10 protein-coding genes and 1 pseudogene are annotated in these 12,110 nt (G+C 61.1%); 3 read left to right on the top strand and 8 right to left on the bottom strand.

The window, feature by feature from the left end; genetic code table 11:
- Positions 1-69: 69 nt before the first annotated feature.
- Positions 70-771 (bottom strand): DUF3053 domain-containing protein, encoded by a 702-nt coding sequence (locus VF672_RS07250; protein ID WP_331103117.1) that lies wholly within the window; start codon positions 769-771, stop codon positions 70-72.
- Between the two features lie 200 nt (positions 772-971).
- Positions 972-1,916, bottom strand: a complete 945-nt coding sequence (locus VF672_RS07245; protein WP_331103115.1) for a DNA/RNA non-specific endonuclease — start codon at positions 1,914-1,916, stop codon at positions 972-974.
- Positions 1,917-2,209: 293 nt separating this feature from the next.
- Here VF672_RS07245 and VF672_RS07240 point away from each other — a divergent pair, with 293 nt between their 5' ends.
- Positions 2,210-4,627: a DUF3772 domain-containing protein gene (locus VF672_RS07240; RefSeq protein ID WP_331103113.1), complete on the top strand. Its 2,418-nt coding sequence runs from the start codon at positions 2,210-2,212 to the stop codon at positions 4,625-4,627.
- Between the two features lie 119 nt (positions 4,628-4,746).
- Here VF672_RS07240 and VF672_RS07235 read toward each other — a convergent pair whose 3' ends face one another.
- The gene (locus VF672_RS07235) at positions 4,747-5,616 is read right to left on the bottom strand and encodes an NmrA/HSCARG family protein (protein WP_331103111.1); all 870 of its coding nucleotides are present in this window, start codon (positions 5,614-5,616) and stop codon (positions 4,747-4,749) included.
- A gap of 175 nt (positions 5,617-5,791) precedes the next feature.
- Here VF672_RS07235 and VF672_RS07230 point away from each other — a divergent pair, with 175 nt between their 5' ends.
- Positions 5,792-6,685, top strand: a complete 894-nt coding sequence (locus VF672_RS07230) for a LysR family transcriptional regulator (protein WP_331103109.1) — start codon at positions 5,792-5,794, stop codon at positions 6,683-6,685.
- Between the two features lie 14 nt (positions 6,686-6,699).
- Here the strand turns inward: VF672_RS07230 and VF672_RS07225 are convergent.
- The 5 genes and pseudogenes from VF672_RS07225 to tssA all read right to left on the bottom strand — a co-directional run.
- Positions 6,700-7,173, bottom strand: a pseudogene (locus tag VF672_RS07225) (protein kinase domain-containing protein); the annotation flags it as partial.
- 125 nt (positions 7,174-7,298) lie between these two features.
- Positions 7,299-7,709 carry a type VI secretion system baseplate subunit TssE gene (gene tssE, locus VF672_RS07220; RefSeq protein ID WP_331103107.1) on the bottom strand — a complete coding sequence of 137 codons (411 nt, stop codon included), beginning with the start codon at positions 7,707-7,709 and terminating at the stop codon, positions 7,299-7,301.
- 13 nt (positions 7,710-7,722) lie between these two features.
- The gene (gene tssC / locus VF672_RS07215; RefSeq protein WP_331103105.1) at positions 7,723-9,201 is read right to left on the bottom strand and encodes a type VI secretion system contractile sheath large subunit; all 1,479 of its coding nucleotides are present in this window, start codon (positions 9,199-9,201) and stop codon (positions 7,723-7,725) included.
- Between the two features lie 24 nt (positions 9,202-9,225).
- Positions 9,226-9,729 carry a type VI secretion system contractile sheath small subunit gene (gene tssB / locus VF672_RS07210; protein WP_331103103.1) on the bottom strand — a complete coding sequence of 168 codons (504 nt, stop codon included), beginning with the start codon at positions 9,727-9,729 and terminating at the stop codon, positions 9,226-9,228.
- Positions 9,730-9,761: 32 nt separating this feature from the next.
- Entirely contained in the window at positions 9,762-11,336 is a 1,575-nt protein-coding gene (gene tssA, locus VF672_RS07205) for a type VI secretion system protein TssA (RefSeq protein ID WP_331103101.1), read from the bottom strand.
- A 561-nt stretch (positions 11,337-11,897) separates the two neighbouring features.
- On the opposite strand from tssA, the gene tssD reads away from it, so the two are divergent.
- Positions 11,898-12,110: type VI secretion system tube protein TssD (tssD, locus tag VF672_RS07200; protein WP_331103099.1), on the top strand; the 213-nt coding region annotated here is incomplete at its 3' end.

Here is a 12,110-nt window from a genome sequence, read left to right as displayed (position 1 = left end):
GATGCCCTTTGCGTGGTTTAAAGAACCCGGGACTTGCGCGTTGAGCGACAAAGCCGCGGGTGTCGAGTTTCAGCGACCCAGCATGACGCTTTGCAGGCGTGTCTGCGCGTCCTGAACCACCTTCGCCTTGGCGTTCAGGTCCTGCAGCAGCGTGTTCAATTCAGCCTGCACCTTGGCGTCCGTCACCTGCACGATCGCGCCGTTGATCTTTATCTGCGCGGCGTGAGCGTCGACGTAGTCGGCCACTTTCAGGCCCGAGTCGAGGGTGCCGTTGATCTGCGGCACCACGGTCAGGAACGTGTTGGCGGGTACGCTGACGGTGCGGTCATAGGCGCTGTCGTAGACGGTTTTCAGGTCTTCGGGCTGCTTGAGCTGGGCATGGGCGCTGTCGGCTTTAGCCAACTGTTGCTTGAGCTGAACGACCATGTCATTCAAACCGGCTTGCACCGTCTTGAGGTCGTCGCGGCGCTCGATCACGTCGCCCAGTGAACGAAACGCGCCTTTCTGGACGAAGCCGCCCAGAGGTTTGACGCTGGCGTCCATGCCGCTGTTGAAGTCAGTGATTACGGCATAGTGGTTGCTGTAATCGCCAAACGATTTGGATTCGTCCGGGGTCAGCTTCGGCACGTGCACGCCGGGCTTGTCGATGATGCGGGTCTGCAGGAATTGCTTGAATGCGGCGCGCTGATCAGGCTCGCTGCTGCCGCAGGCGGTCAGCAAAAGCGGCAATGCAAGGGCAAGTAACCACTGGCGGTTGAGTGAGACAGTCATTGTCGTTGGATCTCCAAAGGGAATAAAACCGGGCAGAGACATTCTGTGTCCTGGCGGTAAGAGATAGCCTGTTCAACGATTAATTCCCTTTGGATCCGATTCTTTTGTGGTTTTGCGCAACGCTGCACATTCTGCATCGAAATTCGGCGGTCGCGCTCTGCCAGACAGCAACGGCCGGCGCTGAGCGTCGGGGTGAAAAACTACAACCGAATATCCTCCGGCCCCTGGATCAACGCCTCGATACGGGTTCCAGTGATCTGTTCTTCATTGGAAAACCCGTCATAGCGCGCCAGCTCGCCGAAGGTGATACCGGTGAGTTGCTCAATCTGCGTGACGCTGCGTCGATAGGTCCTGAGTGCGCCGAAGACCAGCTCCAGCTGGTCCAGCTCACGGGTCTGATCGATCAGGTACGCGCTGGCGGAGGGCTTGCCGTCGTCGCCGAGAAACGCGACGACTTTCCAGAACGCCCGAGGTATTTGCACCCCTCGGTACAGTGGGTCGTCACTGCGTAATACGGGCCCGGTGAAGACCGTCGCCCGTTCTTTCCAGCGGCGGGTGTTTGTCAGGATGAAGTCTTCGAGCGCCAGCCAGGTTTTTTGATTGAAGGCGGACATCTGCGGCGAGCAGTTGGTGAAGTGGAAGGTGTCCTGGTTGGCAGTCTGTGCCTCGTCGCCCCAGTTGGGGTCTTGCCGACGGACCAGATGACCGCGATCCAGCAAGTTGTCCCGGTAAAGGTCGTCGCCGATCTGCGCCTCCAGCGGCAGACGACCATCGTAAGCCCAGGTGTCCTGCTGCCGCACGATCTCGACGCTGCTGGCGCCCTCGATGTTCACGCCGACGTACAGCGCGACGCGCCGACTGCGCGACATGCTGATGGAAAAATGCGTGTAGTCCAGACGGTTGCCCGTATTGCCGACAGCAAACACGTCGTCCGGCACTGACGGGGTCGGCCACGGCACCATGAACGCCCCGAGAAAATCGTCGCTGTAGCCCGATCGATCTTCCAGTTGCGCCGCCGGGGTGACCCGCGCTTGCGAGGTTGAACGCAACGCGCTGGCGTGCACCGACGGCGTCGCGGTGATGGGCTGAAGATCGGCCAGCCGGGGGCGATGGGCGAGATCCACTTGGGTTTTGTCTGTCGTCATCGTATTACCTCGTGCGACGTGGGAAGAGCCCGTCGGGCATGGGCCATGTGGTTTTGACGACAGTGATCATGTGCCGCCGAGGGTGAAGATCGCATGACCCTGGCTGGCCGGACAGTGGTTCGCAGTTTGTAGGAGCACGTGCAACCACTGAAGTGGTGGTCACCGCAGGCCCTCGGACTTCCGAGGGACGGCTGCATCTGGCGGGGTTTTCGCAACCCAATCCTTGCTATGATCCGCCCCCTCGCGCGCGACCGGTCAAGCGCCACGCCGCCTAACGCCCTGAAGGAGCCCGAATGCAACACGCTACGTTGAACCGCTTCTGCGCTGGACTGTTCGCCCTGCTTTTGCTGTGTATTACCTTGCCGACCTTCGCACAGGCGGCGTCCGCACCGCAGGTCGCGCCAAAGGTCGCCAGCCAGAGCGACGCCCCCGAGGCAGAGGCGCCGAGCCTGGATGACCTGAGCGAGCAGCTCGACCAGATCCGGCAAAAGGTCACCGTCAGCGCCAACGATGATTTGCTGTCGAGCCTGCGCCAGGCCGCGCTGCAGGTGCAAAAGCAAGCCGATGACCTGACTGCCAAACAGGCAGTCGACATTGAGCATCTGAACGATCAGCTGAACATTCTCGGCCCGGTGCAACCGGACGAAGCCGCCACCCTGACCAGCCAGCGCAAGGCGTTGACCGCCCAGAAAAACGCCCTGGTCAGCGACGAGCAGCAGACCAATGCGCTGAGTCAGTCAGCCAGGGATCTGGCCACGCAGATTTTCAGCCTGCGCCGCAGCCTGTTCGACTCGCAAATCAGCACGCGCACGGCCAGCCCGCTCAGTTCGGCGTTCTGGTCCACCCTGATTCGGCCGACCGATGACGACCTCAGGCGCATGAACGGTCTGCTGAATGACGTCCGCAGCGTGTTCACCAGCGCACTGGCGCCCGGTAACCGCATGCTGTTTGCCAGCGTTGTGCTCGGCGCGCTGCTGATCTGGGTGGTGTTGCGCCGCCTGCTGGAACGCCTGCTGATCCGCCTGATGGTCCGTGGGTTGCCCGAAGGCCGTTTGCGCCGCAGCGCCCTGGCGCTGGCCGTCGGGCTTGCGACGGTGCTCACGATCACCGCCGCCACCTCCTTGCTGCGCTGGGGCATCGTCACCAACGCGGTGCTCAGCAACGACGTGGTCAACCTGCTCGACCAACTGCAGACCCTGATCACCTTTTGCGCCTTCATCGTCGGCCTGGGCCGCGCGCTGTTGATGCTGCCGCACCCTTCGTGGCGGCTGCCGAAAATCCCGGACGAAATCGCCACGGCCATGGGCAGATTCCCGGCCGTGCTGGCCCTGGCGCTGATGATCATCGGCACCCAGGAGCGCATCAACAGCGTCATCGCCAGCAGCCTGGCGCTGACCGTCGCAGTCAATGGCCTGACGGCACTGGCGGTGTCGCTGGTGTTTTTCTTCGGCCTGTTGCGCTACCGCCGCACCCGTCGCCGTTTTGCGCTGGAGCGTCCGGGCGGCCTTGCCGGGCTGATTCCCTTCGTGGTTGCCGTCTGGGTCGGTCTGAGCCTGCTGGCGTTGCTGAGCGGCTACCTGACGCTGGCCTACTTTCTGGCGGTCAAGCTGCTGTGGATGAGCGTCGTGGCGTCCACCGCCTACCTGCTGGTCGCCTTCTTCGGCGACGTCTGCGAAAACCTGCTCTCGCCCAAGCAACCGGGCGGCATGGCACTCGGTTCGGCGCTGGGCCTGTCGCCACGGCATCAGGCCCAGGCCAGCACCGTTCTGGCGGGCGTCGGTCGCAGCCTGCTACTGCTGGCAGCCGTGTTGCTGGCCTTCCTGCCGTCGGGTTCAAGCCCGGGCGAGCTGCTCGAAAGCTTCACCCGGATGGAAGTCACTGACAAATCCCTTGGTGCCTTGAACATCGTCCCGAGCGACATCCTGCTGGCACTGGGTTGTCTGGTCGCCGGCCTGTTCGGCGTGCGCGTGCTCAAGGAATGGTTTGGCGAACGGCTGCTGCCGGAAACCAACATGGACGCCGGGATGCAGGCTTCCCTGGTGACGCTGATCGGCTACATCGGCTTCGTACTGGTGGTGGCGGTGGTGATGTCCACCCTGCACATCAGCCTGACCAACCTGACCTGGGTGGTGAGTGCGCTGTCGGTAGGGATCGGTTTTGGCTTGCAAGCCATCGTGCAGAACTTCATTTCCGGCTTGATCCTGCTGACCGAGCGGCCGGTAAAGGTTGGGGACTGGGTGAGTCTGGCCGGGGTCGAGGGTGATATTCGCCGGATCAACGTGCGTGCGACCGAGATCCAGATGTCCGACCGCTCCACGGTGATCGTGCCGAACTCGCAGTTCATTACCCAGAACGTGCGTAACGTGACCATGGGCAATGCGTTGGGTGTCGTCGGGATTTCTTTGACGCTGCCGCTGGAAACGGATGTCTTGCAGATCCGCGAACTGCTGTTGCAGGCCTTCACCGAGCATGAAGCCGTGCTCGATACGCCGGCGCCATCAGTCACGTTCAAAGACCTGACCAACACCGGACTGATCATCAGCGCCACCGGTTACGTGAACAGCCCGCGCTCGGTGGGCGGCGCGCGCAGTGACTTGTTATTCACCGTGCTGGGGCGTCTGCGGGAAATGGGCATCGCACTGTCTGCACCGCAGAGCATGGTGCTGATCAACGAGGGGCTGAGCAAAGAGCCGCCGCCGACCGTCAGTTGATGGGTCATCCCGCCTTGTTGAGAGGCGAGACGCTATTCTGCTGACACAAAAAAGGCCCGCACGATGCGGGCCTTTTTTTCATGTACCAAGTGTCAGCGCGAAGGCGCGATATTTAATGCTCAGGCGGAGCGTGCCAAGCGCACTGCGAATGCCTGGTACGAGTGAAGTTCACGGCCCAGAATCCCGGTCAGGCGTGCCACGTCACCGGTGTCGGGGATCATCCCGTCGCTGACAAAACGCTCTGCCATCAGGCGCATTTCATACGCCATCCACTTGGGCATGAAGTTCGCGACGTTCTGCTCGAACCCGGTCGGGTCATCGCCACCATAGACTACCGGGCGACCGAGCACCTGCGTCCAGATGGCGGCAACGTCCGCGCCCGTCAACGTGTCGGGGCCCACCAGATTGATGGTTTCGGTGGCCAGTTCATCCGCTGCCTGATCACGCCGGATCAGCTCGATGGCGGCCACTTCGGCGATGTCACGGGCATCGACCATGGCAAGCCCTCTGCTGCCAATCGGCATCGGGTACACGCCGTGGCCGACGATGGCTTCCTTGACCATTTCGTCGTTATCGATGAAGTAGGTTGGGCGCAGGATCGTGGCACTGAAGCCCATCTGCTGGATCATCCGCTCGGCGCCGGACTTCACCGCAAAGTGCGGCACATTGACGAACTGGTCGGCGTGGATGACCGAGAGGTAAACGACCCGCTTGACGCCGACCTCTCTGGCAATGTTGAGCAGGATGAGCGCCTGGGTAAATTCATCGGCCGCCACGGCGTTGAGCAAAAAGAAGGTAGAGACACCGGCAAAGGCACGACGAAGGGAATCGATGTCGAGCATGTCGCCCTGCACCACCTCAACCTGCGCAGGGAACTCGGTGCTCGAAGGGTCACGCACGAGGACGCGGACCTGCGCGTCACGCTTAAGGAGCTGTTCAACGACTTTGCTGCCGACTCGGCCGGTAGCGCCTGTTACGAGGATTGTCATGAGGATTCACCGTAGTGGATGGGACTGGAGACGCCACTATCGACGGATCATCAGCGAGCCGCTAGCCGCCAAAATTAGACACCTTGTTCCATCTGTGGAACAGTCCATTCCGGCCTCTACCGCGCGTGCGTCCCGCGTCACGCACCATCGCCCGCCTTCTTATTCAGGTGAACCCATGGATTTGCTCGCCCTCACTGATTTCAATCTCGTCGCCCGGCATGGCGGGTTTGGCCGCGCGGAGCGTGCCACCGGACGGCCTAAAGCCACCTTGTCGCGTCGGGTCGCGGAGCTGGAGCGCAGCCTGGATCTGCGGTTGTTCGAGCGCGGCGCGCGTACGCTGAAGCTGACCGAGGAAGGCCGCGCGCTGTTCGAACGCACAGGTTCGTTGCTCACGGAAATCGACGAGACCGCCGCGGCCATCGCCTCGGGCGGTGCTCGCCCCAAGGGCAGTCTGCGCATCAGCGCGCCGCTGTTTTTTGCCCAGACTGCCATGGGCAAGCTGGCGGCAGGCTTTGCCCTTGAGCACCCGGACGTCCGGCTTGAGGTCACCACCGAAGACCGCGCCGTCGACATGGTCGAAGAAGGCTATGACCTGGTGATCCGGGTCAATCCAGAGGTCGACGAAAGCCTCATCGGCCGCATTTTCATGCACGACCGATTGGTCGTGGTGGCCAGCCCGCAGTTGGTGCGCACATCGCCCGACGTGGCAGTCGCGGCAGTGATCAGGGGCCGCACCGACCGCAACCTCGTCTGGAATATTGTCGCGCCGGGCGGCCCAACCCGTATGCCGATAAACCCGGTGCTAAGCCTGTCTTCGCTGGTCATGGTGCGCGACGCTGTGTTGGCGGGCGTGGGCGCCGGCCGCTTGCCGGTGTCGCTGGTGGGCCAGGACCTGCGCGACGGAACGCTGGTGCATTGGGGCGACATCGACGCGCCGCCCGTCGCCCTTTGGGCCCTGTATCCGTCGCGCCGGTTGTTGAGCGCGCGGGTGTCGGCGTTCCTCGACTACCTGCGGCGTGCGTTTCCAACCGGGGCGCCCGAGGAGCTGTCGGCTTTCATGGCCCGGTGACGGGCTGGCCGCGCTCAGCGGGTCCAGCCGCGCCACCGCCAGCGATTGACCGCAAGGGCATCACGCAACTGCGCCGCCGTCAGGGTGCGCGAAGTCACGTCAGACAACGCGCCCCTCAAGGCAGGCCAGCAGCGTTTCGGTAGATGGTTCGGCGCTTGCAACACACACCGTAGCCAGGCGTCACGCGTCTGGGTCAAGGGCATGTGGCGAAAGGGATGTTTGCCGCTCGCCAGCTCGAAGATCACACACGCGACCGCGTACACATCAGCGCTGGCACAAGGCGTTTGGCGTTCGAGCAGTTCCGGCGCGGCATAGCCCGGCGTCCAGGCGTGGAAACGCTCGCGGCTCAGCTGCGGCAGGCCGGGCAGCACGCCCTCCCCGGCCCGACCAAGGCCGAAGTCAAACAAGCGCACGCCCTCCTCGCTGAGCATGATGTTGCTCGGCTTCATGTCGCCGTGAACCACGCCACGGGAATGGGCGTAAACGACAACGGCGTTACCTTCGAGCGGCAGTAGTGAGTTCAGGGGTGAGCGGAATTGAAACCGACTGTTGGCGCCTTATGGCGTCAACAAGTGGTACCCGCGGATGGCGGGGTCTTGCAGGGGTCGTGCTTTCATTGACTGACCTTGACCTGGCCGCCGCCATCCAGCCGCGCGGCGAAACTGACCTGACGCCTGACACCCTCTGCTTCCAGCAGCCCTTCAACCCGAAAGGCGAGCCGAAGCGGGTCGGTGTCATGCGGCAGGGCCACGACGCGGACATGACTCAGGCGTGGCTCGTAACGCTCGATGAAGCGCTCGATCGCCAGCCGCGCGCGGGTCAATGCGTCATGAAGGCTCAGACGCATGTCATTGAGGTCGGGCAGCCCGTAGTCGGCGAGGGTCTGGACGCTGCCGGCGCGCGTACTGAGCATCTTGGCCAGATGGGCGGCCACTGACGCCGTGGCGGCGTCCTCGCGGCTCCAGCCGACGCGCTTGTCTGCGTCGCCATTCAGGCGTTCGAAAAGGCTGCCGTATCCAGTCATGCGTCGGACCCCCTCACTCTTTGTCCAGCTTGCCGACCAGCGACAAGGTGAAATCGGCGCCCATGTACTTGAAGTGCGGGCGCACGTTCAGGCTGACGCGGTACCAACCCGGCTCGCCTTCGACGTCGCTGACGATGATCTGAGCGGCGCGCAACGGACGGCGGCCGCGGACTTCGGCACTCGGGTTTTCCTGGTCAGCGATGTACTGCCGGATCCACTTGTTCAGCTCCCGCTCGAGGTCGGTACGTTCTTTCCACGACCCAAGCTGCTCGCGCTGAAGGACTTTCAAGTAGTGAGCAAGGCGGTTGACGATCATCATGTACGGCAGCTGGGTGCCGAGTTTGTAGTTCAGCTCTGCCGTTTTGCCTTCCGCGCTGGTGCCAAAAACTTTGGGTTTTTGCACCGAACTCGCGGAGAAGAATGCCGCGTTGTCCGAACCCTTGCGCATGGTCAGCGAGATAAACCCCTCTTCGGCCAACTCGTATTCACGACGATCACTCACCAGCACTTCAGTTGGGATCTTGGTTTCGATTTCGCCCATGCTTTCGAAGTGGTGCAGCGGCAAATCTTCGACCGCGCCGCCGCTCTGTGGACCGATGATGTTCGGGCACCAGCGGAATTTGGCGAAGCTGTCCGTCAGCTTGGTGCCGAAGGCATACGCCGTGTTGCCCCATAAATAGTGCTCGTGGTTGTTGGCAACGGTTTCCTTGTAAACAAAGGACTTGACCGGGTTCTCCTCCGGATCGTATGGATTGCGCAGGAGGAACCGCGGCACGGTCAGGCCCACGTAGCGGGCGTCTTCGGACTGGCGGAAGCTCTGCCATTTGGCAAACTGCGGGCCTTCGAAATGATCGTTCAAGTCTTTCAGGTCGGGCAGACCGGTGAAGCTTTCCAGGCCGAAGAACTTAGGGCCCGCTGCTGCAATGAACGGTGCGTGGGACATGCAGGCGACGCTTGAAACGTACTGCATCAGTTTCACGTCTGGCGCGCTGGGAGACAGGAAGTAGTCGGCAATGATTGCCCCCACAGGCTGGCCACCGAACTGGCCGTATTCGGCGGTGTAGATGTGTTTGTATAAGCCGGCCTGCATGACTTCCGGCGAGTCTTCGAAATCCTCCAGCAGATCCTCTTTGGACACGTTGAGCATCTCGATTTTGATGTTCTCGCGGAAATCGGTCCGCTCGACCAGTAGCTGCAGCCCACGCCAGGACGACTCCAGGGACTGGAAGCGCGGGTGGTGCACTATCTCGTCCACCTGACGGCCGAGTTTGGCATCGATCTCGGCGATCATGCGGTCAACCATTGCCTTCTTGACCGGCTCGCCCGCGTTCTGGGGTTTGAGCAATTCTTCGATGAACGCCGACACGCCGCGTCTGGCGATGTCGTAGGCCTCGTCATCACGGGGCAGACGTGTCTCGGCGATAATGCTGTCGAGAATGCTGTATTCGCCGGTCTGATTGTTCTGCTGCTGCGTTGTTGATGTGCTGCTCATGGCGTTGCTCCTTGGCTGATGGGGTCAGATATCCCGGGCAGCGGGATTCAGGCCCAGCTCACCCAGCACGCGACCGCGGGACTCGTCATCGGCGAGCACGCCCTCGATGGCTTTGCGGAACGCGGGCGCGTTACCCAAAGGCCCTTTAAGTGCCACCAGAGCGTCACGCAGCTCCATGAGCTTTTTCAGTTCCGGCACCTGATCGACCAGCGAAGCCGGGTTGAAGTCTTTCATCGAATTGACATGCAGTTGCACCGCCAGCTCGTCGTTGCCCTCTTCCTCCAGCAGACGGTTGGGCACGCTCAGCGTGAGGCTCAGCGCCTGCTTTGCCAGCACGTCATCAAAGGTCATCTTGTCGATGCCGATCGGCTTGCGCTCTTCGACTTTTCGGTCATCTTTGCGCAGTGTGTAGTCCCCGATGGCGAGCAGCTTCAGTGGCAGTTCGATCTCTTCCTGCGCGCCACCCGTGGCGGGCTTGAACGTGACATTAATGCGCTCTTTGGGCGCTACCGATCCTTCTTTGGCCATGGCCGTTCTCCTGATAATCAAGGCCCTGAGGGCTATTCAAGTACTGCTTCGAGGTCGAGGTGGCACAGCCTTCGATGAACCTCTGCCTTGCGCTGACCGTCGCCGTTACCGTCACCGTCACCATGCCCACGCGGCAGTAGTTCGTAACAGCTGTGCAAAAGACACAGCACTTCCAGCGCAAGGTCGGGCTCCCAGGCATTGATGCCTCGGTCCTGCAGGGTTCGATCAAGGGTTTCGAGCTGGGTCTTGGCGAGTTCGTATTTCCTGGCGGTGAAGCACAGTCGCGCGAGAGCGAATTGCCAGCAAAACCGTGCACGCTCGCCCCGGGCGCTGCGCATGGCTTGCATGAGCAGCTGCACCGCTGCTTTGAGCCCGTCCTTGCGCAGCAGCGAGCAGGCATCTTCCAGAACAGACTCATACGCCGGCTGCGTGTCCCCCGCTTCGGGTTTGCGGGACGCACTCTCGGTCTGCAACCGGGGCATGACACGGGCGGCGATCCAGGCTCGGGTCGCCGGATCCGCAAAAGGCACACCATCGTGAAAGCGCAGTTCGATGACACCCGGCAGCCGTTGAATCAACAGCGCGAAATGAAGCTCGACTTCGCGCATTGCCATCTCGGCATTCAACCCTTGCAGGCACTCCCATACCATTCGCTGACCGTCGAACCAGAACGGCGCCTTCGCCAGGCTCGCCTCCAGTTCAACCAGCAGATCTGGGTGCCCGGCCTGTTTGAGTCTGTCCTGATAGCCCTTGAGCTTGTCTGCGGGGAGTCCGTGAAGCGCAGTGATGTGTTCCGGGTTGCACGCGGGAAGCGCCTCGATTGGCAACCACAGCAATGTCCGATTCAAGCGCAAAGCGCGCAGGTCGCAAGGTTTTTGCTTGAGCCACCAGGCACACAAAGCTCGCGCGCTCTCCTGCTGGAGACGCAGTGACTTATGCGCGTCCTTCTCGTTGTCGATCGGGGCAGACGGGGTGAATGGGGAAGCAGCAGCCTTCTCGACCTGCGTATTAATGAAGCCATCGTGCGCGGCTTCGGCCGGGTGATCCGCCGCACGCCGGGCCATGTTGCGCAAGCGTCGAGAGATCGGCAGCAGCAAAGGCGCTTCGTCGCCCATGTGCCGGGTAAACACCGAATCAAGGCTTTCGAGCACCTCAACGAGGCGGCCCACCAACGGCAACGGCGCGTTGATCGCGACGTCATCGCTCAGGGCCTGCTCGAGACGGGGGATCAGCCACCCAATGGCAGCGGCACGCGTGCGAGCCTTGACGGGATGAATCTCGGACCAATGATGCGCACACAGATGATCAAGAAGTCCAAGCCCTGCCAGCAGCCCCTCAAAAGACTCACGCTGGTACAAGGCCCATGCAAGCCATGCCCCGACGCGCAGATCCTTGGACTGGGTACGGAGCAGCGTTTCGCTTCGCTCCAGCACTTTCAGCCAGTCTGGCTGCCCGCTCCCATGCAGGGATCGAGCCTTGCTCAGCTCACGTTCCAACGCTTCGTACTCATCTGAAAAGCGAACGTCTTCACCCGCGAAGCTCTCTGTCGATACAGAGGCGCGAGCGGCTTCGAGATAATGAACGAAAAGTTGGCTTGAACAGGGCATTGATAATCTTCGTTTTTAACACGCAACGTACACAGACGGTAAACCTGCTGACCCAACGGCATAAGCGCAGGAAGTACTTGCTTAGTTAGATGTAACAAAACATCTGACTGTTGGAGGCCGCAGATAATACTCAGCGTGTTTAACGCTATCAAGCTATCTATAAACGCGATAACTCCACTTTTACTGTAGGAAGTTTCTCCAAATATGAATTCATGCGCACATGGCGATTGGATACGTCGATTCTTCAGGCGCAATCTTAATTAGCCACTCCGCGCAAGAATTGGCGCAGCTCCTCAAACAAAAAAACAGGGACCCATGGCGCTTGAGGCTTGCTCAACAGGCCTATAAGGCCAGTGGGCAAAGAATGGCGCAGAGGTGCGCAACTTCCTGCGCACATTGAACCTGCCAAGTTGCCTCATGCGTAGCGCCAAGGGGTTAGAACGCTGCCAATGCCCCGTACGTATAAGGAGCGCGCGCCAAGTGGCATGGAGTTTGATACATCATCGCACCCATGACGCGGATTGGCTTAATGGGATTTTGTGATCAATAAGGAGCACGTTCATGGCTACACCAGCGTATATGTCCATCACCGGCACTAAACAGGGCCTTATCACGGCAGGTGCTTTTACTGCCGATTCAGTTGGCAATACTTATCAGGAAGGTCACGAAGATCAAGTAATGGTGCAGGGCTTTCAACATGAAATGCTCATTCCGCGCGACCCGCAGTCGGGCCAGCCAACCGGCCAGCGTGTTCACAAGCCAGTGAAGATCACC

The sequence above is a fragment of the Pseudomonas sp. genome (assembly GCF_036387035.1).
Classification (GTDB): Bacteria; Pseudomonadota; Gammaproteobacteria; order Pseudomonadales; family Pseudomonadaceae; genus Aquipseudomonas.
The sequence above is the reverse complement of the archived record's forward strand: the minus strand, read 5'-3'. Positions and strand labels throughout refer to the sequence as shown.